Consider the following 23892-nt stretch of genomic DNA (forward strand, 5'->3'; position numbering starts at 1 on the left):
TCAGTGTGGTTTTCGGCGCTTAACGAACGCGTTCAGGATCAAGCGCTTATCGCCTCTGGGCGCAGCCCGACATTTGTTCAAGCTGGATGGTTCTGAGGGGAAAGGGCATGATGCCCTCTCCGCCTCTCCTGTCAGAGCCGGAAGCGCAGACCCGCGGTTGCGCTTTCACGTTTGCCGGCCTTACCCAACTCGCCAGAAGCGTTGAAAAACAGGCTTGCGCCCGGTGCCAACCGGTATTCCACACCTGCCGCAATGGTGGCGTCCAAGCGGTTACGCCCCACACCCAAGGCTGTCAGCGTGGGCGAATAGCCCGCCAGCGCCGCAGTGGCCATGGTGCCATCGCCCTGAGCCCGATAGCGCGCGCCCAGCGTCAGGAAGCGCCGCCATGGGCCCTTTGCATCAGGCGCGGTTTCGAAACCCAACCCTGCATCGATAAAGCCCTGAGTCATATCCGCCGCCTGCACGTTCAACGCAAAGGGGTGAGCGCTGACCTCGGCGATGGCGTCATGGCTGGTCCTCACCCAGGTCGTGCCAATTTGCGGCCGCACCACCCAGCCATCCCCCAGGGGCACGGCATGGCTGATCGAGGCATCAAAGGACCAGCTCGGCAAAGCATAGCTGGTCGAGATCGTGCCGGCATCCGGGACATAACGCCGAGTCAGCGCATGGGCATTGTCATAATTGACCGCCAAGGTTAGGCGCGTGGCGCCGCCGAACCGCGCAGCGACGCCGCCCACGACCCCGCGCGCCTTGGTCGATGCGCCCAGCGCGGCGATGGACTGCATCTGATCGACCCATCCGACATAGGCGGAGAAGGCATAATCGGCCCCGGCCACACCCAAGCCGCCCAGCACGCCAAAACCGTTGATCGAAGCATGGCTGACGCCCTGCTCCTCATTGCTGGCAAACTGGCGAAGGCTGCCCAACATCTGACCGAAGCCAAAAAGATGGGTTGCCCCGCTGGTTTCACCCTCACCGAGCGAACGCGCCGCACTCGACAGCGACAAAGCGGTTTCCGTGCCGATCTGCATGGCATCGGCATAGGGCTCGGGCGTCAGCTGCGCGAAAGCCGAGGCAATCGGTGCAGCATTGCTGTCCTGCAGGGAGGAGAGGGCCGGGAACAGGGCAGTTGGTGCGCTGCTGGCCGCCATGGCGTTGTTGAGATAGGCGATCGCATTGCGGACCTGGGGCGTGTAGTTCCCCGGGTTGGCAAACTGGACCAACAGACCCAGATCGCCATTGGCCAGTGCACGAACCGAGCCAGCCATGCCCGTCACTGTGTCATAGGTGCCGCTCACCCCGCCTGTGGCGCTGATCAGATCGAGCGTGCTGCCCACCTTCACCGGTGAGGAGGCGGCGATCTGCAAGGTGCTGCCGGACTGGATCGTCATCTTGCCATTGACGACCAGCTTGTCAGACACTGTCGGCGTGATTTCGAACAGCGATGTCGAGCCACTGTTCAGCGTCACATTGCCGTTCACCGTCATCGTGCCCGGCGACGCACCGGGGCTGAGTGTGCCGCTGACGGTGACATTGCCCTTGACCGTGCCGGCTGAACCGAAGGTGGCATTGCTGCCCACAGTGAAGTTGGCGGCACTCAACACGGATCCGGCCAGTCCCACCAGACGCCCGCCTGTCAGCGTGGCACTGTCGAAGGTCGCGGCGCCCGAGACGGTTGCAAAACCACCCGTTTGCGTCAGCGTATTGATGCCATAAATCGACTTGAACGCCACCGGCGCGCTCTGGCTGCCACCGTTGATGGAGAGGGTGTTGACCTGTGTTCCGACATAGAAGCCGGTTCCGGCATAGATGCTGCCGGAAAAAGCGCCGTTCATGGCAATCGTGGCATTGCCGGTCCCTGTGCTGATGTCGCCGTTGATGGTCCCATTGTTGATCACAGTGACATCACCGCCACTCAGGGAGATCCCGCCGTTGATCGTGCCGCTGTTTGTTACGCTCAACCGGCCAAGATTATAGCCAGTGGCATAGATCGCTGTTCCGACCAGAGAGCCATAGGGCTGGCCGGAGATTGTGCCACTGTTGACGACGTCGAATGAAGCTCCACCCGGGCTGTTGTTGGTGACATAGGCGTTCACCCCATTGGTGATCGTGCCGCTGTTGTTCAGGCTCAGGCGAGCGACATTGTAGCCATAGGCGGTGAGCCCGTAATTGTTGTAGCTGCCTGTTGTTGCCTTGCCGGTGATGGTTCCGCTGTTGATCAGGTCGAGCGTCACAGGGTTTGCCGTGTTCGTGACGCTGAAATAATTGGCCGTGGCGATAAGCCCGCCAGTGATTGTGCCGCTGTTGGTCACCGTGCTGTTGCCGGTGGTGACTGACAGGGATGCGGCCGGCGTGTTGCCATTGTTGATGATCGTGCCGCTGTTGTTGAAGACCATGCTCCCGGCCGTCCCGACAGACAAGGCCGTGCCTGTCAGGCTGGCTGAACCGATGATGGCCGAATTGTCAAAGCTGGTCGTGTTGAGCGACACGCCGCCCACATTGGCCCGGTTGACGAAGCTTGCCAGCTCCGTCTTGAGGTAAGGCGCATAGCTGATGCCGGATGCATTCAACCCATAGACGGTGCCAGTGGTGGCAAGCTGGTTGATGATCGTGCCATCCCCGCCAACATAGATATTGCCGGCATAAGCGCTGGGGCCTGTCAGCGTGACCTGCGAGGCGGAACCCGCTGCCACGGAGAACTCGCCGGAGAAGGTGTTGGGCAATGTGCTGCCCAGCGTGACCGTCGCCGTACCGCTGCGCTGATGGCCGACCCAGTTGGTGCCCGCACCGCCATCGATCGTGCCGGTCACACCGAAACCGGCCCCCGTTTCGATCAGTATGTCGTTGCCAGAGCCAAATGTCAGATTGCCGTTCAGCGTGCCGCCGTTGGCGATATAGGCGCTGGTGATATAGCCGGTACCGCCGGAAGGCGAATAGCTCAGGTCCACATTGCCGTTGATGGTGCCTGCGTTGCTGACCAGCGCATTGCTCATCTGCACAGCCGCACCGACACCATTGATGGTTCCGCCGGCAAGATTGATCAGCGTGTCACCACCGCCATAGATCACGGCACTGCGGATCGCTGCGCCAGCGGTGCTGGTGATGGTGCCGCTGTTGGTCGTGGTGGAATTGCTGGTCGAGACCGCCACGCCGTTGGAGGTGATGCTGCCCGTGTTGTTGAGCGTGGTCGCCGAAACGGCTGTGCCGCCGGTGGCATTGATGGTGCCATTGTTGGCCACCGTCACGCTGGATACGGCGGCATAGGTGCTGCTGCCACCAGTGGTGTCAGTAAAGCTGACGGTGCCGTTGTTGATGAAGGTGGAGCCGGTATAGCCGGTGCTGCTGTAACTGGACGGCAGCAGCACCGTGCCTGTCGTGCCGGAGCTGGAGCTGCGTGTGCTGGCCAGCGTGCCATTGTTGGTGACCGTCAAGATGCTGTTTGCGGAGGTAAAATCCGAATTCAGCACTGCGGTGGAGGTCAAGGCTGCCTGGTTGGTGGTGTTCACCGTTCCGTTCAACACCACATTGCCATTGCCCGCCAGGGTAACCGCCGAGCCCGAGCTCCCATTGGTCCCCAGCGTCAGCGTGGTGCCGCTGGCCACCTGATAGATGGTGGTGCCGAAACCGGCATGGGTGGTCAGCGTGCTGCTGGCATCGGCTGTTACGTCGTAGCGCAGTATCGAATTGTTGCCATAGACCGTGCCATTGATCCCGGCATAGCCGCTGGTGCCGCTGCCAGTGAGGGGGGTGACGAGCTGGTCGCCATTGCCCAGCACCAGATTGCCGTTGAGCACGCTGCCCGCCGACGCATAATAGGTGTTGCCGATGCTCAGGCTGGACCAGTTGGAATTCGTGATGTTGACCGAACCGTTGATGGTGCCGGCATTGTGGACATTGGAAAAATAGTTGCCGTAAGCGACGGTAATCGCGGCAGCACCGCCGGAGATAACGCCGCCGGCCTGATTGTCGATCCTGGCATAGCTGCCAAGCGTGACCGCGGTGTTGGACGCGCTGATGGTGCCGGTGTTCGCCAGAGTCCCATCGATCAGGTTGAGACCAAGGCTGGCCCCGGAAATCACGCCGCTGTTGCTGCCCGTGCCGCAAGTGCAGGAAAACATCAGCGACAGGCCCGTGCCTCCCGTGGAACTGATCGTACCGCTGTTGGTGAAATTACTCCCCACATAGACGGAAGCAGCTGTCCCTCCGGCCGAGATCGTACCACTGTTGGTGAACGTGTTGCCGCCTGACAGCACCACCGCATTGCCGGTGGCCGAGATGCTGCCGATGTTGTTGATCGAGCCCGAGACCATGCTGACCGCGGCGGTGGTTCCCGAGGTGGCGCTGGTGATCGACCCGCTGTTCTTGAAGGTGCCGCCCGCCGCATAGCCGTTCAGCTGGCCCAGGATCTGGCCCGAACCACGAATCGTGGCCTGATTGTCCAGCGTGCCTGTGCCATCGAACAGAATGGTGGAAAGCACCGGATAGGTGCTGGCCAGTGTCAGCGTCGTGTTTCCGGCAGGGGCGAGATCCAGCACCGAAAAATTGGTGGGCAGTGCCACGGCAGAGGAGAGCGTGGCGTCGGTGGAAGTCTTCACCACAACCGCGTTGGTGCCGCCGCCGCCATCGATGCTGCCAGAAATGCCGGTGTAAAGGCTGCCGTTCTTCAGTGTGGCAATCAGCGTGTCATTGGCGCTGCCCAGGATAAGGTTGCCGGTGATCGTGCCGCTGCTCGAATCGATGGTGCTGACGCCGTTCCCGGCCATCACATTGCCCACGATGGAGCCTTTGTTGACGAGATTGAGCCCAGCCGTCGTGCTCAGCACGGTGTTGCCTGCAGCTGTGGAGATGACGCCACCGGCATTGTTGGTCACAGCCAGGCCATTGCCGCTCACGGCGATGACCGCGCCCGTACCGGTGTTGGCGATGGTTCCCGAATTGGTCAACGCAGCCGTGCTGGTGCCCCCGCCCAGCACGGCGCTGCCGCTCGCGCTGATCGTGCCCCCTGCCAGATTGGTGATGTTCAGCGCGGGCGAATTGACAGCCATGCCGCTGCCCGTGTTGGTGATCGTGCCGCTGTTGGTTACATAGACGTAATTGGCGATGGTGCCGGCGCTGCTGGTCGAGGTGATCGTGCCGCTGTTGGTGATGCTGCCGTAGTAGACCGCAGTACCGCCGCCCGGAGCGATGGCGCTCAGCGAACCGCCATCAATCGTGCCGGCGTTGGTGATGCTGGAATTGGCCTGAATCGCTCCGATCTTGCCGGTCGCCTGGTTCGTGATGGACGAAAAAGAGGCACTGTTGCCCGAAGTGTAGAGCGCCACGCCACTGGAACCACTGATGGTGCCGGCATTGACCAGCGAGACTGAGGCTGCACCATAGCTGTTTCCCGCCGTTTGCGCGGCGGTGATGCCATAGGTGCCGCTGACCGATCCTGTGGCGCCCACCAGAATGCTGGCGGTGGTCCCGTAATAATCATAGCTGGACGTCCCCAGCGAGCCGGCTTGTACGCTGATCCCCGCAGCGCCGTTGGCCGACACCGTTCCATTGACGGTGATCGTGGCATAGCGCGGGCTGTATGGTCCCGAGGCCGGGATGGAAACACCAATCGCCGCTGCGCCATTGTTGGTCACGCTGGCGTCGCTGTTGACCGTCAGCGGCGAGGCGCTGGTGGTGATGGTGTAGCCATTGGTGTCACTGCCCGAACAGGTGATCGCATTATTGGCCTGGCTCGGATCAGGAGAGCATTGCGCCCAGGATTGCGACGGAGCGGCGGCAATCAGCGCCACAAAACTGACTTGCACGCCAAAAAACGCCGCTCGATTCGAGCGACGAACAGTCTTTTTATGGATCACCGATTGCCCCTGGTTTACCCTATGTAGTCAGTATCGCTATCGGATATTTTCGGCAAAGTCATACGGAATTTGTATCAAATATCCGAATTATTGCATAAATTAAGTACCAGATGTTAAGAGGATGCGCGATCATCGAGGGTCATCTGTCGCGACCCATTGCGCCATACCCACCAAGACCGCTCACCCGATTCAGGGCTTCCCATGCTCATCGGGCATGGTCGCGGGCAGCTTGCCGGAATTTCAGAATGCGGCCTGTTCAAACCGGAAAGCAAGATTCTGTAAAATTTACAGAAATTCTCGCTTTTCATCCCAGCATCAAACCGGGATGGCTCGGAATGGCTGACGAATTTGCCATCCGCGCGATCAAGCATCCGCTCTTATAGCTGCCATCCGATGTGATCAGCATGATTGCAGGATCAAAGGCGCCCGCCAAGCGTTGGCGAGGCGGAGCCGGCTTTGCGGGAGCACCATGACCGATCTTCTCAAGGCCCTGGTGAAAGCCGCAAGTCTGGCGCGCAAAGGCCGCCCGCTCTCCGCCGTTCTCGCGGCTCAGCGAGGCCTTGCTCCCGCCCGCCCGGCAAAACGCAAAGGCGGCGCGAAGACCAAGGTCAGCCGCAAGCCCCAAGCATCGGCAAGCCTGTCGCCGCGCCCTGCCCCCGGCAGCTTCATCTCCGGGGAGTTTACCTGCCCTCAGGGCACGCTCGCCTACAGGCTCTACACGCCCCATGGATCGCCATTGCGCCGTATGCCGCTGGTGGTGATGCTGCATGGCTGCTCCCAATCGGCGGTCGATTTCGCGATCGGCACCGGCATGAACAGGCTGGCCGATGCCTTGGGCTTTATCGTCCTCTACCCCCAGCAGAGCCAGAGCGCGAACCTTGCCCGGTGCTGGAACTGGCACAATCCGGACAACCAGAAGCGTGGGCGCGGAGAACCTGCGGTGATCGCGGCCCTCACCCGCCATGCCATGGCCCTCAGCCGGGCCAATCCCGCGCGCATCTACATCGCGGGCCTCTCGGCAGGAGGCGCCGCCGCCGCGATCACCGGGGCAGCCTATCCCGACCTCTTTGTCGCCATCGGCGTCCACTCCGGGGTGGCTCAGGGCCAGATCGGGTCGCTGGCAACGGCCATATCGGCCATGCGCGGGCGGAGGGCTTCGGGTCCCTCCGGAAAACTCAGGCGGCCTCCCCCCACGATCGTGTTTCACGGCGATCAGGATCGCGTTGTGCATCCTTCCAACGCGGGCGCGTTTCTGGCCAATCTTGAAAGGTCGAAGCCCGGACCGCTCCTGTCACAATCCTTTGCCGGAACCTCGGCCCAGGGGCGCGACTTTACCCGAAAAGTCTACAAATCGGCGCATGGCGAGATCCTGCTTGAGGATTGGACCATTCACGGCAGCGGCCATGGATGGTCAGGCGGCCACGCGGGCGGATCCTACACCGATCCCGCCGGGCCCGACGCATCGAAGGAAATGCTCCGCTTCTTTCTTGCGCGACGGCGACAGGCCCCCAAACAGAAGCCAGCTGTGAAGAGCGATCCTTGAACCTCAGGGCGTGTCATGCATCCGCGCAAGGCTCGATGAACGGTTCGAATAGGTGACATAGATGACAGCAGCCGCTGCCAGCCACACGGCAAAGATCACAAATGTGTCGAGCGGCAACTGACTGATGAGGAACAGGCAGATGCCCACGCTAGCGATCGGCAGCACCGGATAGAGGGGCACGCCATAGCCGCGCGCAAGATCGGGGCGTGTCCGCCGCAGGATGATGACACCGGCCGAAACCGCGCAAAAGGCCACCAAAGTCCCCATGCTGGTGGCATTGACCAGCGCATCGAGCGGAACGAGCGCGGCAAGCAGCGCCACGAAGATCGAGACGATCCAGGTGTTCTCCCGCGGCACATGGTGCCTGGCATCGACCTTGTGGAACACGGCCGGCAACAGGCCATCCTTGCTCATGGCATAGAGGATACGCGTCTGGCCAAAGATGCACATCAGCGTGACACTCATGATCGAGGCGACCGCCCCCGCCGACAGCACGATGGCCGGCCATTGCGCCCCGGTGACGTTATGCAGGATAACGGCAAGGCCAGCCTCTTGCCCGGCGAATTTGGTCCATGGCTGCGCGCCCACGGCGCTGATCGCGACCAGAATGTAGGTGACGGTCACGATGAGAAGGGCGCCGATGATCGCCAGCGGCAGGGTTCGATGGGGGTTTTCCACCTCCTCCCCGGCTGTCGCGATGGTGTCGATCCCCACATAGGAGAAGAAAATCGAGGAGGCCGCGGCACCGATCCCGCCCATGCCCTTGGGCGCGAAGGGATGCAGGTTCGCCGGGTCGGCATGCATCAGCGCGATGCCGACGAACAGCGCCAGCACCGCAAGTTTGGCCATCACCAGGATCGAATTGGTCTTCGCGGACTCGCTGGTGCCCTTGAGCAGCAGCACAAGGCAGAGCCCCACCAGAATGACCGCCGGCAGGTTGACGATGCCCCCGGCGCCGGGCGGCTGCGCCAGCGCGTCGGGAATGTGCCAGCCCGTGGTCATCAGGAACAGCTCGTTGAGATACTGCCCCCAACCGACAGCCACAGCCGACGCCGCGACACCATATTCAAGCACCAGACAGGCGCCGATCAGGAAGGCGGGCAGCTCGCCCAGCGTGGCATAGGCGTAGGAATAGGAGCTTCCCGCCGCCGGCACGACCGAGGCGAGCTCGGCATAGCACAAAGCGGTCAGCGTGGCGGCGATGCCCGCGATCACGAAAGACAGGGTGACCGCAGGCCCCGCTTCGGGCACGGCGGTGGTCAAGGCCACGAAGATGCCGGTGCCGATCGTCGACCCGACCCCGATCATCATCAGGTGGAACAGGCTGATCGAGCGGGTCAGCCCGGCTCCCGGGTCCTGCCTGGCCTCGCCGCTGTAGCTGGCGATCGGTTTGCTTCGCACGAGCGAAGCGAGATAGGCGGTTATTGCCAAGTCGATGATCCTCTTGACCCACCGCGCCCCTGAAAAGCGGCGCCAGTTTCCGGGTCTGGTGCTCCGTCGGCGGCCAGTAGCGCAAGGTTGGCGTAAAAGACACCCCGCCCGGTTCCTCCGGTCCGCTTTCGCCGATTTCAAGCTGGATGCCGAGGGTCAGCCCTTCCGTTCACCGCGCAACAGCTCATTTTATGCATGCTATCCTTGGCAGATCACCGCCGGCCTGCGATGCATGGTCCATGACGACAGAGCCCTTGCTTGAAACAGGCCGCAATTGCTGGCGGGTCGAAGCTGCTGCCCGCGCGAGCGTCATCATCGACGCCGACGACTATTTCAAGGCGGCCCGCGCGGCGATGTTGAAAGCGAAAAAGCAGATCCTGCTCGTAGGTTGGGATTTCGATGCCCGCATCCGTTTTGGTGGCGATATCGACGATGGTGCTCCCAACCGGGTCGGGGCGTTTCTGAGCTGGCTGGTCAGGCGCACGCCGGGCCTCCAGATCTATATCCTGCGCTGGGATACAGGCGCCATCAAAACCCTGTTCCACGGCCAGACGCTGCTGCGCATCGCGCAATGGCTGCGCGACCCGAACATCCATTTTCGTCTGGATGCCCATCATCCACCCGCCGGATCGCATCATCAGAAGGTCGTTGTCATCGATGATGATGTGGCCTTTTGCGGCGGCATCGACATGACCGCGAGACGCTGGGACACGCGTGAGCACGCGGATACCGAAGCCCGGCGCGTCGATCCCGATGGCAAGGCTTATGGTCCATGGCATGATGCCAGCACCTTGCTGCAAGGCCCTGTCGCGGCGGCGCTGGGCGACATGTGCCGTGAACGCTGGACAATCTCGGGCGGCGACAGGATCGCGCCGGTTGCACAGGGCGCGGATTGCTGGCCGGATGAGACCGAGGCTGATTTCCTCAATGTCGAGGTGGGCATCGCCCGCACCGTCCCCGACATGGCGGATCAGCAGCCCAGCCATGAAATCGAGGATCTCTATGTCGATCTGATCGCCCGGGCCAAGCGGTGGGTCTATGCCGAAAGCCAGTATTTTGCCTCACGCAAGGTGGCCGAAGCCATCGCGAAGCGCCTGGCCGAAGCGGATGGACCGGAGTTTGTCATCGTTCACCCGACCTCGGCGCAGGGCTGGCTGGAGCCTGTCGCCATGGATTCGGCGCGGGCCAGGCTGGTGGAAGCCCTGCGGGAAGGCGATCCCCATGGGCGTCTGCGCTTGTATCACCCTTTCACGGCGCAGGGCGAACCCATCTATGTTCACGCCAAGGTGACCGTCATCGATGACACGGTGCTGCGGGTTGGCTCATCGAATTTCAACAATCGCTCCCTGCGGCTGGACACGGAATGCGATGCGGTGATCGATGCCGGGCGCCCTGCCAACACCCAGGCGGTCCACGCGATTGCCGGCATTCGCAACAGCTTGCTGGCCGAGCATCTTGGGACCGATTGCCAGACCATCGAGACGACGATCGAGCGCACCGGCTCCCTCATCGCAACGGTGGAGCAGTTGCGCGGGGAGGGCCGCTCCCTGCGCCCCTATGAGGTGCCCGATCTTGACGCGGTGAGGACGTGGCTGGCGGACAACAAGATCCTCGATCCGGAAGGGCCGGGCGAGATGTTCGAAGCCCTCTCCCGCCGCAAGCCTTTGCTGAGCCGCCTGCGTCCCCATCTTCATCGTGAGGATGGCAACCTCTCGGGCGGAGCCTTTGCCGGTCTGGCGTTGCTGGCGATGGGCGGTGCTGTCTTGCTTGGCAAGGCGGTGGTTCGGGGACGTAAGCCGGAATAGGCTGACCGTCATGGCGGTGTGCTTGCGGGGTGAGCAGGATCTCTGCTGGTCATTTCAGATGCCGAGTCCGCGCAACTCCCAAGCGATATTCAATGTCATGGTTTTTGTTTCCGTGTCAGTGATTTGCTTGCTGTTGAGCAAATCATGGCGAAGCTGTTGCAATATCTTTGTGCGCGCCGCCTGAAACCTGTCCTCCGGCACAAACGCATATTCCTTGCGAACCCCCGCTGCGTACCATGCATAGACCTGCGGATCGGGATGCCAAAGGATGCTGAGATCAGCCTTCAGGAGGTGATTGATTGCCTCGCCCTCGGGATTGTCATCCCGGAAATGATGGCTCTTGGTCGCGAGGATCATGGCGAAGACCAGCGGCTCGTCGAGCGGCTTCGGCGTTGCGAGCCTGCTTGCGGCGGACTGGAACATTGCCAGCGACAGCTCTTCATTGTCGGAACGGGTCGGATCGTAGATGATGTCATGGAAAAGCGTCGCGGCGATCATCTCGGGCGCATGGGCATGATCGACCGGGAGTTGACGAAGCATAAGGTCGATGTGACGGAGCGTATGATAGTGGCGATGTGCCTCGCTGTGATGGTTGATGATCAGCGCCCGCAGATCGGCAGGCACGTCAAGCCGGTCGAATGCGGCGATCAGGGATGGATGGTGGGACATGCGCGGACCTCCAGCCGCCAGACTAGGTTCAGGGGGATGACAGTGCAACCATCGGCAGCAGCATGAGTGTCTATGTAGACAGTGCCATCCACGCGCTGCGCGGGCGGCGAATGTGCCACATGTTCTCGCCGGACCTGGCCGAGCTGCATGCCATGGCTCAACGCATCGGCATCGAGCAGCGGTGGTTTCAGGACCCGGCAACCATGCGCGTGTCATGGCCACATTACGACATCGATGAGGAGCGGCGCAGGCACGCCATCGATCTGGGCGCCATTGCCTGCGACAAGTATCAGACTGTGGCGATGGCGGCGATCATCCAGGGCAGGCCGGACAAATTGCAACGTATCCACAAGCTGGCCGATCCGAACCGCGCCTTCGCGCCAGCGGCTCACGTTCCGGCGTGGCTGTCGGAGCAGGGGTTTCCGCAGGCTTGGAATGGGTAAAGGGCTCCGGAGGTTGTAGCCCTCCTTTCAAACGCCGAAAATACACCCGTTCCAACGCCTCTCTCAGAGCGTCCCAAAACAGCTCGTAGCGTTATGTTTTTCAACACTTTTATCCGGTATACCGCCTCGGAAGTTCCAGATATGCTCCACCCCAGCCCATCCACTTTGATGGGTTAGCCTCCGCGCTCGTGGTGTAATTTCTGGTGCAGACTGAGGTGATCGCCAGGGGTGGGGCATGCCCCACCCCTGGCGATTTCGATCTCGGTGGCTACCGGGCTCATCGGTAAGGTGGAGTTACCACACTTCACACGCCCACCGAGGAGTTGATCCCGATGATCGACGACAGACTACCGCTTGCCGAACTGATGGCGAAGACCGGAGATGGAGATTTTCTGCGCACGATCGCAGAGAGCGTTTTGCAGCTCATCATCGAAGCCGACGTTGACGGCCTGGTCGGTGCTGGCCGCCGTGAACGATCCGGCGACCGGACGATCTGGCGCAATGGCTGCCGCGACCGCAGCCTCGATACCCGGCTCGGCACACTCACCGCTACATGCAAATCGAGTGCATGGCCGCCCTTGCCACACCAACGATCGAGGAGCTTCAGCCGCGACAGATTACACCCAAGGCCGCCTGAAAATGCTGCCCGCTGGCCACACCCGATTTTACACCACATTGACGGACACGACTCGGGCAGCGGACATTCGCGGCGGACCGGGATGGCTAAGGCCGACTTTGATTGCCGGGCAAAGGCCTGCGGAGCACCCCCCATCGGAGGTTTCCCTCTTCACCCCTTGAGGAAGGAAGCCTCCCATACCTCATGGGCAAGAATCTTCGCACGCAAGGCGGCTGCATCGTGCCGGGCATTGTGCGGCACCGCTGAAGGATGCTCTCCCCCCGCAATGATGAGGTCGGGATCGAACAGTTCGAAGCGCAAACCGCGCACGGGCATCATCATGCCGGGACCGGTGATCAGCAGGCGCGATGCATGCGCAATGTCTTCCGGCCAGTCGGCCACCAGCAAAGGCGCCTCATCATTATGAAGGTAACGGGCGAAGCGTTTGGCCACCTCGGCCCGACTGCGGGGCTTCACCTCCAGCACTGGCAAGACGTTTTCCGTAACCCAAGGCGTTGGCTCCCGGCAGGTGACCGCCTCATAGAAATGCGGTCTGGCTTCATCCTCGGGCACCAGCGCGATGGAAATCAGTTCACCACCAAAGCCGTTGAATTCCGTATCGAGGAAATAGCGCATGCCGATCTCCAGAGAGTGAGGGGAAGGCGCTGATCGGGAGCACGATCCGCTATCAAGCCAATCGCTTCCGGCAGACTTCCTCGACCAGTCGCTGCAAATGCGCCACGCGCTCAGCGGCATAGTGGAGCTCGTCTTCAGTAATGACGTAATGCGGCGAGTAGCGCGCATTCACGTAGGCCTGCCGCAGCAACTCATAGCAGCGACGGCTCATGCGTTCATCGCGTGGCCAAGCCGCGATCAATTCAGGCGCGACCTCCTCGGCATGCGAGCGCAAGAAGTTGAGCTTGTGAGATTTGGGCGAGTAGAGGTTCAGCACCAGCAGCGTGCAATGGTAGAAACGCTCGGTCGATTGATGCAATTCGAAAGCCGCGATCTTTGATCTGCCATTCTCAATCGCGAAAACCGCTTGCTTGAGAAAGTCGGTCGCAGTGGCAAACCACTCGTCGAAATGCCCCTGCGCCTCAACCTTGGCCTCTGGTTCGGGCAGATGGCGTGGTTGGGCAAAGCAGAAACCCTCCTCATCATAGAGGGCGATACCATCGCGCACGATGTCGATGAAGAAGGGCCGCCCGCGCTCCAACTGGTAGTTCACATCCGTCAGCGAATGGACGATCAGATTGACCGGCGCCGACAGGGTGTTGAAGATCGTCATGTCACGCATCAGCCGCGATTCCGCCGCCGACCAGAATTCAAACTCCGTCAGCCGCTCATCACTGACCACGATCAGGATATCATAGTCAGATTTGTAGCCCCCTATCGGATCATCGACCCAGGTGCCGCGCGCATAGCTACCGTAAAGCACGATCTTGAAGAGCCGCCCCTGCTTCTTCCATTTCTGGGTGCCGGTGGCATGGGCCGCCTCGAATTCCTCGAAGAGCACGCGCACGATATGGGCCAGCTCGCGCTGCTTTTTGGCCGGGAGATGGTCGAGTTCCGTGCGCATGGATCGAATCCTAGCAATTCAACGGCTTTGCGCAACCTTGCCCGACACGGGAGCCGGGCAAGGCCGCATCAGATTACCACAGCCAGCGGCGCCACCAGTGCCGGTGCGGATCGCGAAGGTTCCGGTCCAGATTGTAGAGGGCCCTTCCGACAAGCTTCATCACCTTCTCATCGGATATGCCGATCTTCTCCCCGATCTCGGCATAGGACAGATAATCCAGCCTCACAGAGAGGAACACATCCCGCTCCAGCCTCGACATACGCAACAGGGCGTCGTTCATCCGCGCGATCGTTGCAGCATCAGGCGGAGGTCCTTTATCGGGCCGCTTCGGGGGCACGCAGCTTGCCCTGACCCGTTCATAAGCGCTCTTTGGCCGCACACTCATCCGCAGACTGGCCCTGATTGTTTCCAGATCGGCAAGAGGAAGCGCAGCAACGTGCTCGCGCCATTGCTCCATGCCCGAATGGGAGTGATGCAAATGCTCGACAGCCTTGGCGAACTGCCGCCTCACCTGCTTGCGGGACAGGCCGGTCTGTCGGCACATTTCCTCCATCGAGAGCTTATGGAAGCGCCAGGCAATGAAGATGTCGCGAGCCAAATTCGGCATGGCTGCGAAGATAGCCTCCATCTCCGCAAGGCTTGGCGCGTTGACATCGGGCGCCGCTCCAACCTCGGCGCCCTCGATGCCTGCCGCTTGATCCAAAGGCTCGCCTCCGACAGGCCCGACGGGACCGGACTTATCGCCCGTGCCCGCCCCGCTCATGCGACGCCTCCCGCATCAACAGCAGCATCAGCGCCGGACCGAAACGCCAGCAGGAAATCAGCAGCCTTGCTGGCCTGACTGGCCGCCCGGAAGATCGCCCGATTGTCACCCTTCAGCACCTCCAGCCAGCACGCGATATAATCGGAATGGCGCACCGTCGGTACGATGCCCAAGGCCGCGCAGGTGAAGGCGCTGCACATCTCCGCGACCAGTTCCTCGCACCCATAAGAGGCTGTGCCGAAACGCCCTGTCTGATCGCGATCCAGCCGGGAGGGATGGCCTGTCCAATGGCCAAGCTCATGGAGTACGGTGCGATAGTAATTGATGGGCTCGATGAAAGCCGCCTGCAACGGCACCTCGATCCGATCAGCACGCGGCCTGTAGCAGGCATTGGGTGATCCGACGGCAATGTTGGCCCCGCTCGCCGCGATCAGTGCCTCGGCCTCAGGGATGGTCACCAGATCGGCCCGTTGCTCCCGATCTTCGGCTTCATAGAGATGCTCGGGCAGCCCGTCACATTGCGCAACATTGAAGACCGTGAAGCGCTTGAGAAAGGCAACCTTGCGCGCCTCATCCCCGGCACCTGATGGCGCCCCTTCATCCGCGCCTGCGCCGCCTTCACTGCCCGGCTCACCCCTGGGCGTAAAGCGATCAGCATAACAGACGGTCACCCCGCGCTCGCCCTTGCGGACATGGCCGCCCAACGCCTCGGCCTGCTTGAAGGTCAGCCAGCGCTGCGCAGTAAATTCTTGATCGAAAAGCGCCTGCCAGAGGATCAGAAGTAGGGTGGGCTGGCCCTGTCTCAATGAGAACATGGCTCAGCCTCCCCCCGAACCGGACGTGCGGCTTTCACCGCATCCGGCTCTCCACTTCCAACTACCCTTGGTGGGCGTGTATAGGGCCGATAGCTGTGGACCTTTTCATGGCAGTCCACGCAAAGCACGATGCGCTTGCGCGAGCGCGCGGCACGCATGTAGCTCAGGTAGTCATCGTCTCGACGGTGGTCGTTCAACCTTCGGACGTGATGGACTTCACACGGCTGATCATCCCGCCCGCAGCGCTCGCAGACGCGGGCATTGAGGCGTTCGACCAGTTCCGTTTGGCGGTACACGAACGGCGTGTGCGGGATGGCATCAACGACGCCATATCGCCTTACCGTGGGTACCAAGTCCTTCAGCTTCCAGAGTTTAATCGACCGGGTTTCGCCCCTCACCTTGAAGGTAACGTAAAATTCCTGCCCCCTTCGCAGCCTTCGTGCGATACGCGTCGTCGTGCTCTTATGCTTGTTGGCGAGCGTGCGAAGGAAGCTGCCGAAGGCCAGATATTCGGCCTTGTTCAACTTCCGCTTCACATCGTGCGCTAAAGCATAATAGTTGGCGAAGCCCCGCAGTTCGGCATTGTAGGCGGCAGCGATCTCTACATCACTGGCGTAGAGCAGCGCGGGTCGGTGGGTTGGTTTGCAGGCGTCGAAGCGCCCCCACTTCTTGTCTTGGACAAACCGCAGCACCCGCTCCCGAGGTACGTGCAACTGCACCCGGTCCCGGCATCCCCGTCGCGTGACCCGGCGGGTGCCGAAGTTCGCGCGATAGGAGTTCGGGTTGGTCCGGGTGCAGATGTCGTAACCGAGGAAGCGCGCCCCGTTCGAAGCATGCCGGATGCCGCTTTTCGCCTCGGACACCTCCAGTTTCAGGTGCTCGGCCAGGAAGACCCTGACCTCTTCCATCATCTGGCGAGCCTCGGCTTTGCTGCCGGTTATTCCGATGAGGAAGTCATCAGCGTAGCGGCAGTAGCGGAGCCTGCGATAATTCGGATCGAGGGCGTCGGTGGCCGGAATTGCCCGGCTTTCCGCGCTTTCACGACCGATCCTTTCCAACAGGGATTGGATCACAGCCGGATCGGGGTTCTCGCTCGCGCGAAGTTTCTCGACCCGGTGACGGAGTTTGCCGATGCGACCTTTCACCCGGCGATAGTCCGGGTGCATGGCCCGCTTAACCCCTTTGTCGAAGGCCGTGATCTTGCCCTGCATCCACTCATCGAGTTCGTGCAGATAGATGTTGGCCAACAACGGCGAGACGACACCGCCTTGCGGGGTGCCGCTCAGGGTTCGATGGAAGCGCCAGTCCTCCATATAACCCGCCTTGAGCATCCCTCGGATCAACGCGATGAAGCGACGATCCTCGATCCGCTTATCGAGCAGACGCAGAAGAATGGCATGATCAATGTTGTCGAAGAAGCTGACAACATCGACGTCCACCAGCCATTTGACGCCCGTCCAAACCGCACCAATGGTTTTTAGCGCGGTGTGGCAGGATCGACCTTCCCGGAACCCGTGGCTCGCATCATAGAAGATGGGCTCGTAGATCTGGTTGAGCACGATCCTGACCACCTCTTGGACGAGACGGTCCTCCGTGGTCGGTATGCCGAGCGGTCGCATGCGACCGTCGGACTTGGGTATCAAGACGCGACGTACAGCAGCGGGCTTGTATGATCCGTCCGATAGCCGGTCGATGATGGAGCGGACCTTTTCGGGCGAGTAGCCGTCGAACGTTCTTCCATCGATGCCCGGTGTCATCGCCCCCTTGTTGGAGGCGAGCTTCAGATAGGCCTGATCCCAGAGGGACGGGCTTTTCATCAGGCGGAACAGGCCATTGGCCCGCCGGCCCGACCGCACCACGGTCGGGAGTGATCCGATTGCCTTTTCAACAGTTTCCGGCAGCATTAGCACGCCCCCGTTGAAGTCGTTCGGATCTTAGAAGCTGCCGTCCTTCCCCCAATCGGTGAGCGTTTCACGCAGGTCACCCCGCGCTTATCGCGTCGATCGTTCGCCGGTTTCCCGGCGACTGTCCCGGCCGTTACGCCAGGCATTTGAGTACTATGACGGCTCCGTCGCCATGCAGGTCCGGCCAAACCGTCCTGTTTAGGCGATCCCGCATTTACGCGAGTGGGAGGTTGCGACGTGTTTAGGTGCCCCGTTCGTTCACTTGTCCCTCCATACAGAGGATGCGTTGGACGAGCTGGTAGGCCGGGCCTCTCAACATCGGAGGACCGGCTCGCGGAAAGTATCAACTGCGCACTTTCCGACCATCCAATGTACCGCGTCAGCCATTCTGCGGTACCACTGCGGGTGTAAGTCGCTGCAAACTGGGGTTCAGGCAGTATAGCTTTCACCATGCACGTCTTACCCTGACCCGCCACGCCACAAATGGCTTCGGCGCTTTGGGCCTTTTCCAGACATGCTATTGTCCCCCGCCCCTTTCGGGGTCGCAGCCATTTCTGGCCGAGGTTAATCTGGTGGGTACAGGTCATTACCAGCGAACCTGACTGTTCATTCAGTTCCTCCTTCTTCTCGCGCCGATACGGCGCACTGTTGATCCCGGAATAAGGCCGTCCGGTGCCTGCGTTTCTCGGGAAGCCCGCCAGCACAAAGGAATTGTCCCAAGGCTGCACCCAAGGAAGCCGCCCCTCTTCCAGCTCTGCAACAATGCGCGCCGTCATCGTGGAATAGAGCTCCTCCATGGGCCGAGGCCGGGAAGTCTCCGCATCGGATTGGCCCGAACGCTGCGAAAGCCTGCGCGAAGTATGATTGAAAGCCATAATCCTTCACTCCTGCCTTAAACCGCCGCAAACCGGCGCCGGTCTGGCGGGTGGGCGGCAGGAGCATGACCAGAAGGCCCGTCGATGAAGGCGCGGGGCACCCGCAGGGCCGCAACGCAGTGGAGGACCCCGGCTTTGCCGGGGTTGCGCCGCGCCGCGACGGGCCTACAGGGCAGCGACGCCCACCCGTCAGACTGGAGCCGGAGGCCAACGCCAGCGCGCGCAAGCGCGCTGTCCGCCAGGACGGGCTAAGCCCGGCCGCCGCGCCAGGGGCGCGGCCTTTGCCTCCTTCCGCGTCAGCGATCGTAAGCAGCTATGCTGACGAGACGCCAGGCGGCTCGGGTGGAGCGCAGCGGAACCAGAGCACGGTCTGGCACCCCGAACAGGGGAGCCGGAGACGCCCTGAGAGTGTTCGCCACCACCACCCGCTCAAGGACTTCCAGAGCGACCCCGCCATGCCGACCGCGTGGCAAGAGACGACGGAAGGTATCTTCAAGATGCGGGGAGATGCTCCCATTTGTCCCGTCCTGACCGCTTTCGACCCTATTTGCACCGTTCAAGCTGCCAGCATTTTAAACGACAATCGCCGCACGATTTCTCGTGAAAGGATTGTCCTTATGACCACCGATTCCTTCATCCGATTCGACGAAGTGCTCAAGCGCACCAGCCTGAGCCCCGCGACCCTCTACCGGAAGATCAAGGATGGCAGCTTCCCGGCGCAGACCAGGATTTCCAAACGCCGCTGCGGCTGGAAGGAATCCGCCCTCCAGCACTGGTGCGACAATCTCATGAACTGGAGCGCGGACAGTATGTGAGATAGAATTTTCCTGACCGCCTTTGTCTCGGGCGTACGCAACATTCCCAGCCCGCAACCATTGCTATCAATGGTTCGGAATAGCATCATATTTCGCGGCATCTGTCGTGGTAGAGATCAGACTGGAAAGTCAGCTCCTAGCCAGCTCGTATCAAACCGCGAATCACTCACTGAAGGTTTCGAATCCTACGTTTAGATTCGAACCCTCTTTAAATCTTTTTTGATGGTTCATCTGATGGATCGAGGCAAAGAGCGTCATATTTTATTATTTTATTTCAATTTTTAACTCCTGAATTAGATTCCCTTCACCTCCTCCCAGCGTATGAATGTGAAGGCTCCGTAGGGTAGGTGCCCAGCCGCTGACAAAGGGGCCATACACCGCAGGCAACCAGCCCATATGAAGCGGGTCTCTGGCAGACCGTTTATACTAAATCAGTTGAAGGAATCGCTGGCAGCAGGAAATGCGAATGAATAGTGTGGAGAGCGCCCACCTATGAAAGCTTCCGCAGTGAACATTTGCGCGCCGGCCCCTCAATCCGTGATCCGCATACAGCGGTCAAGGAAGCCCGGACTGGACCTTATTCGTGCGATCGCGATTGTCTGGGTCATGCTGTACCACGCAAGCATCATGGGCTTGATGTCCGCCCCGGCACAGGTTTTGATATCCTTTGGCTGGATGGGCGTGGACCTGTTTTTTGTTTTGAGCGGTTATTTGATCGCAAGCCAGCTTCTTCGCCCTGTAGCGGCGGGCCAAAGGTCGAATTATCGAACATTCTTCTCCCGCCGCCTTCTCAGAACACTCCCGGCCTATGCGGTCTTGCTTGCAATATACTTCCTCGCTCCGGGGCTCCGTGAGCGCGCGGTCATTCAGCCATTCTGGCAATATCTCACCTTCACGGAAAACCTGTTCATTGATGTCGGCCGTGGAACCGCATTCTCGCATGTCTGGTCTCTCTGCGTCGAGGAGCAGTTCTACCTGATGTTCCCGATAGCGGTGATGGCGCTCACGATCCGGCCGAGTACGGCAAAGACGGTCACCGCCATTGCCTCCATCCTTGCTCTCGGGATCGGACTGCGTGGCTACCTGTGGCTGGCCCATGTTTCGTCCCAGCCCTTCGACGCAGCCGGCACGCCCGACCACCTGCGCTATATGAAGCTGATCTATTACCCAACCTGGAGCCGACTGGACGGCCTCCTCGCAGGGATCAGCATCGCCGCGATCGAGATCTTCCGCCCCTCCCTGTGGCAAAGGATGACGTGCAGGCCAAACCTGCTGCTTGCCCTTGGCATGATGGGAACAGGCGCGGCAATGCTGTGGTTCGGCGGCCAGATCAGCACCTTCTATCCCACAATTTTCGCCTACCCCCTGCTGGCTTTGAGCATTGCCCTGCTGGTCGCCGGCGCTGCCGACAGCCACTCCCTTGCCGGACGCTACACGATCCCGGGCGCAAAGGCATTGGCGACAGGCGCTTACAGCCTCTACCTGTCGCACAAGATCGCGTTCCATCTCGCCGCCCCTTCGGATGACGGCTCTCCGGACTGGCTGCACCTTAGCCTTGCTTTCGGGCTGGCTCTCACCTTCGGCACAGCGCTTTACTGGTGCGTGGAGCGCCCCTTCCTCAGACTGCGCGACCGACTGGATGGACGAACCCGAACACCGACCGTTAGCGACGTAAGCCCGAAGCCCGGATTGGCAGAGGCCGCCTAACTGTCAGCCAGAGCATTCGAGCGAGACACCCGCACCTAAACCACAAGCGCTTTTTGCATCTGGGTCGAATCCCGCTCAATCACCGTGAAATCGGCCAGTTCATCATGGCACGCTGCCCCCTCGTCCATCATGGCGAGCAACAGCGCAAAGGCCCGGTGGGTCATGGCATCGATCGGTTGACGCACTGTGGTCAGCGCGGGCCAGACACGGGTCGCCACAAGGCTGTCGTCGAAACCGGTGACGGCCAGCTCATCCGGCAGGCGCAGGCCACGGCGATGCGCTTCCCAGATCACGCCGGCGGCCATATCGTCATTCGCCGCCGCAATGGCCGTGGGCGGCTGCGGCAGGGACAACAAGTGCTTCGCCCAAGCCACCCCCGAGTCAAAGGTGAAGGCGCCCTGAGCGACCAGCGCGGGATCTTCGGCAAATCCCCGCGCGGCCATGGCCGCCTGATGCCCGGCAAGCCGCGCCAGACTGTCCGAATGGCCCGAAGGCCCGGCGATCACCCCGATCCGGCGATGGCCCTGATCCAGCAGCAGGCTGGTCAGCGCGAAAGAGGCCGCGTGATTATCAATGCGCAAGGTCGCCATATCGGGCAGCGGGCGCCCCGTGACCAGCGCCAGCAGCGGAACGCCCAAATCCGCGATGGCCGGCGATCCGCTCAGCGCTTCGGCAAAGGGAGGCATCACCAGCAGCGCCCCCGCACCCTCGGCCAGCAGCTCGCGCGCGCAGGCGAGGATCGCTTCGGGCGCATCATCGCTCTGCGGCCGCAGCAGCAACTGCACATCATGCACCGCCGCCGCGCTGGAGGCACTGGCCAGAGCGGTACGCACGAAAATCGTATCCACATCGTGATGGATCAGCCCGATCCTCACCGGCCCGCCCCTGATCGCATCACCGCGCCCCGCATCCGCCGCCGACCGATAGCCCAAAGCCCCGATCGCCTGCTGCACGCGGGCGCGCGCCGCCTCCCCCACCCGCCCCTTGCGGTTGAGGACATTGGAGACCGTCATCGCCGAAACGCCCGCCTTCTCGGCGACCTCCCGGATGGTGACCTGCCCCGTCTTGCTGCGCCTTGCCTTCACCGCTCACCCATCTTTGCTCTTGCCCGCCTTGTGGGATCGCAGCCGGGCCGAAGCAAGAGGCGATGGGGCAAGGGCGCCATATCAGCCGCGCATCGGCACGCGCGCCGCTTCCCGCGCCTCCTTGTAGCGGGCCCGCCGCCCGACCTCGATCGCCAGGCGCCGATCCAGCCCGGGATCAGCCGGATACTCCCGAAATTCGCCGAGAATTTCGGCAAAGACCTCGGCAAGTTCGTCGCGGAATTCGGGATGCGAAAAGACGTGGAAGCGGTTGTCCTTGATGGCATCGATGGTGCGCTGGGCGATGACCTCCGGCTCCATCCCAGCCTGATGCACCTGCTCCAACTGGCCCACGAAGGCGGTGTTGACGGGCTTGGCCCCGGCCCTCAGCGCGTCGGGACGGATTTCATCGCTGGCGTAGATATGGGTCTTCACCAGCCCCGGGCACAGCATGGACACGCCGATGCCGTGAGGCGCCAGACTGTAGCGCAGGGATTCGCTCAGCCCCCGCACCGCGAATTTGGTGGTGTTGTAGATGCCGGGAACACCGCTGCCCAGAAAAGCCGCCATCGAGGCGGTGTTGCAGACATGCCCGCCCTCCCCGCGCGCCTTCATGCCCGGAACAAAGGTGGCGATGCCATTGATGACGCCATGCAGATTGACGCCCAGCAGCCAGTCCCAATCGTCATAGGAGGAGTCGTCGATCGTCTGGAACAGGTTCACCCCGGCGTTGTTGAACAACAGGCTCACCGGCCCCAGATCGCGCTCCACCCTTGCGGCGGCCTCGGCAAAACCCTCACGCGAGGAGACATCGAGCTTCACGCCGATCACATGCTGATTTTCCAGCAGCTTGAGCGCTTCCTCGATCGCATCCTCGCGAATATCGGCGATCGCCACCTTGCAGCCCTCGGCCAGGAGAGTCCTGGCCAGCCCCAGCCCCACGCCATTGGCCCCGCCAGTCACAAAGGCGGTTCTGCCTGCCAGATCCTTCATCGCACAGGCTCCCTTCAGGCTTCGGCGCGCTGATCGGCGCGCAGACGGTTCTGGCGCGCGATCTCATCGGTGATGGCCGGATTGCGGAACAGAATTGCGAAGGTACGCTTATAATCTTCATTCTCGGCCAGCTGGGTCTGGACCGCTGCCGTGGTCGCCTCGCCGCGCTCACGCACCCCCACCAGAAATTCATGGTGAGTCAGGATGTACAGCTCATCGTTGAGGATGCCCTGAAGCACCCGCTGCCCCACCTCTTCCTTGGTCTGATAGAGATGGAACAGTGAGCCGCCCGCCTGCCTCCCCTTGTCCGCCTCGGCATAGCCGGTCTCGCCCAGCGCGGCGGGCCGGGTCTTGCCAGCCTCGGCGATGTTGGACTGGACCGCCCCCGGGCAGAAGGCCGAACAGATCACCCCGCGCGCCTCCAGCTCGGGCCGCATGCACTCCATCATCGAGGTCACCGCTGCCTTGCCCGAGGAATAGATCGTCGTCCCCGGCGCCGGAACCAGCGCCGACATGGAGGCGGTGTTGACGATGTGCCCTCCCTGCCCATGCGCCAGAATTCTGGGCAATATCGTGACGATACCGTTGATCGTACCGCCCAGATTGACCCCCATCACCCAGTCCCAGTCGGCAAAGGTGGCAATGTCCGTGGGGCCCACCACCGCCACGCCGGCATTGTTGCACAGCAGATGGATCGCCCCGAATTTTGCCTCGGCGGCATCGGCGGCGGCGGCGAAGGCGGCGCGGTCGGTCACGTCCAGCCTGATCGCCAGCACCCGCGCCCCGCCGTCCAGTTCGGCCACGGCGTCATCGAGGTGATCCTGACGAATGTCGGCGATGGTCACATTCATCCCCGCCCCCAGCAGGGCCTTGGCGATGCCAAGCCCGATACCGCTGGCGCCACCGGTCACAAACGCGGTCTTCCCGGGAAGATCCTGCATGTCCTCTCTCCTCTCTGAACGAAATTTTCTGCCCGAAAGCGAATCTCTTCCCTTTTGTT

At 61.7% G+C, this 23892-nt stretch carries 17 protein-coding genes and 1 pseudogene; 6 read left to right on the plus strand and 12 right to left on the minus strand.

Features of this window, described 5'->3' with window-relative positions:
- Window positions 1–131: 131 nt before the first annotated feature.
- Window positions 132–5801 carry a hypothetical protein gene (locus HGK27_RS23245; RefSeq protein WP_206245260.1) on the minus strand — a complete coding sequence of 1890 codons (5670 nt, stop codon included), beginning with the start codon at window positions 5799–5801 and terminating at the stop codon, window positions 132–134.
- A 520-nt stretch (window positions 5802–6321) separates the two neighbouring features.
- Between HGK27_RS23245 and HGK27_RS23250 the strand changes: the two genes are divergently transcribed.
- Complete coding sequence (locus HGK27_RS23250; RefSeq protein ID WP_206245261.1) at window positions 6322–7395, plus strand: extracellular catalytic domain type 1 short-chain-length polyhydroxyalkanoate depolymerase; 1074 nt, start codon at window positions 6322–6324, stop codon at window positions 7393–7395.
- Between the two features lie 3 nt (window positions 7396–7398).
- On the opposite strand, the gene HGK27_RS23255 is transcribed toward HGK27_RS23250, so the two are convergent.
- Window positions 7399–8826: an APC family permease gene (locus HGK27_RS23255; RefSeq protein ID WP_206245262.1), complete on the minus strand. Its 1428-nt coding sequence runs from the start codon at window positions 8824–8826 to the stop codon at window positions 7399–7401.
- A 239-nt stretch (window positions 8827–9065) separates the two neighbouring features.
- Between HGK27_RS23255 and HGK27_RS23260 the strand changes: the two genes are divergently transcribed.
- Complete coding sequence (locus HGK27_RS23260; protein ID WP_206245263.1) at window positions 9066–10631, plus strand: phospholipase D-like domain-containing protein; 1566 nt, start codon at window positions 9066–9068, stop codon at window positions 10629–10631.
- Window positions 10632–10685: 54 nt separating this feature from the next.
- On the opposite strand, the gene HGK27_RS23265 is transcribed toward HGK27_RS23260, so the two are convergent.
- A complete protein-coding gene (locus HGK27_RS23265; protein ID WP_206245264.1) occupies window positions 10686–11300 on the minus strand; it encodes an HD domain-containing protein in 615 nt (204 codons plus the stop codon).
- A 62-nt stretch (window positions 11301–11362) separates the two neighbouring features.
- Between HGK27_RS23265 and HGK27_RS23270 the strand changes: the two genes are divergently transcribed.
- Window positions 11363–11743: a DUF4031 domain-containing protein gene (locus HGK27_RS23270; RefSeq protein WP_206245265.1), complete on the plus strand. Its 381-nt coding sequence runs from the start codon at window positions 11363–11365 to the stop codon at window positions 11741–11743.
- A 332-nt stretch (window positions 11744–12075) separates the two neighbouring features.
- Window positions 12076–12372: pseudogene (locus HGK27_RS23275) on the plus strand (transposase); the annotation flags it as partial.
- Window positions 12373–12530: 158 nt separating this feature from the next.
- Here HGK27_RS23275 and HGK27_RS23280 read toward each other — a convergent pair.
- The 6 genes from HGK27_RS23280 to HGK27_RS31475 form a co-directional block, all read right to left on the minus strand.
- Entirely contained in the window at window positions 12531–12995 is a 465-nt protein-coding gene (locus tag HGK27_RS23280; protein ID WP_206245266.1) for a hypothetical protein, read from the minus strand.
- Window positions 12996–13047: 52 nt separating this feature from the next.
- A complete protein-coding gene (locus HGK27_RS23285; RefSeq protein ID WP_206245267.1) occupies window positions 13048–13938 on the minus strand; it encodes a HEPN domain-containing protein in 891 nt (296 codons plus the stop codon).
- Window positions 13939–14011: 73 nt separating this feature from the next.
- Window positions 14012–14701 carry a sigma factor-like helix-turn-helix DNA-binding protein gene (locus HGK27_RS31165; RefSeq protein ID WP_241127785.1) on the minus strand — a complete coding sequence of 230 codons (690 nt, stop codon included), beginning with the start codon at window positions 14699–14701 and terminating at the stop codon, window positions 14012–14014.
- Window positions 14698–15516 (minus strand): ArdC family protein, encoded by an 819-nt coding sequence (locus HGK27_RS23295; protein ID WP_206245268.1) that lies wholly within the window; start codon window positions 15514–15516, stop codon window positions 14698–14700. The genes HGK27_RS31165 and HGK27_RS23295 overlap by 4 nt, the downstream gene beginning before the upstream one ends.
- Window positions 15504–17420, minus strand: coding sequence for a reverse transcriptase domain-containing protein (locus HGK27_RS23300; protein ID WP_206245269.1), 1917 nt, complete (start codon window positions 17418–17420; stop codon window positions 15504–15506). The genes HGK27_RS23295 and HGK27_RS23300 overlap by 13 nt, the downstream gene beginning before the upstream one ends.
- Complete coding sequence (locus tag HGK27_RS31475; RefSeq protein ID WP_407674700.1) at window positions 17420–18295, minus strand: ArdC-like ssDNA-binding domain-containing protein; 876 nt, start codon at window positions 18293–18295, stop codon at window positions 17420–17422. The genes HGK27_RS23300 and HGK27_RS31475 overlap by 1 nt, the downstream gene beginning before the upstream one ends.
- 617 nt (window positions 18296–18912) lie before the next feature.
- Here HGK27_RS31475 and HGK27_RS23310 point away from each other — a divergent pair.
- Both HGK27_RS23310 and HGK27_RS23315 read left to right on the plus strand, forming a co-directional pair.
- A complete protein-coding gene (locus HGK27_RS23310) occupies window positions 18913–19110 on the plus strand; it encodes a helix-turn-helix transcriptional regulator (RefSeq protein WP_206245271.1) in 198 nt (65 codons plus the stop codon).
- A gap of 492 nt (window positions 19111–19602) precedes the next feature.
- The gene (locus HGK27_RS23315; RefSeq protein WP_206245272.1) at window positions 19603–20817 is read left to right on the plus strand and encodes an acyltransferase family protein; all 1215 of its coding nucleotides are present in this window, start codon (window positions 19603–19605) and stop codon (window positions 20815–20817) included.
- 35 nt (window positions 20818–20852) lie between these two features.
- Here HGK27_RS23315 and HGK27_RS23320 read toward each other — a convergent pair whose 3' ends face one another.
- From HGK27_RS23320 to HGK27_RS23330, 3 genes are all read right to left on the minus strand, one after another.
- Window positions 20853–21902, minus strand: a complete 1050-nt coding sequence (locus HGK27_RS23320) for a LacI family DNA-binding transcriptional regulator (RefSeq protein WP_241127788.1) — start codon at window positions 21900–21902, stop codon at window positions 20853–20855.
- An 81-nt stretch (window positions 21903–21983) separates the two neighbouring features.
- Window positions 21984–22892 carry an SDR family NAD(P)-dependent oxidoreductase gene (locus HGK27_RS23325; protein ID WP_206245273.1) on the minus strand — a complete coding sequence of 303 codons (909 nt, stop codon included), beginning with the start codon at window positions 22890–22892 and terminating at the stop codon, window positions 21984–21986.
- A 14-nt stretch (window positions 22893–22906) separates the two neighbouring features.
- The gene (locus HGK27_RS23330) at window positions 22907–23833 is read right to left on the minus strand and encodes an SDR family NAD(P)-dependent oxidoreductase (protein ID WP_206245274.1); all 927 of its coding nucleotides are present in this window, start codon (window positions 23831–23833) and stop codon (window positions 22907–22909) included.
- Window positions 23834–23892: the final 59 nt, after the last annotated feature.

The sequence above is a fragment of the Novosphingobium terrae genome, assembly GCF_017163935.1.
Classification (GTDB): Bacteria; Pseudomonadota; Alphaproteobacteria; order Sphingomonadales; family Sphingomonadaceae; genus Novosphingobium; species Novosphingobium terrae.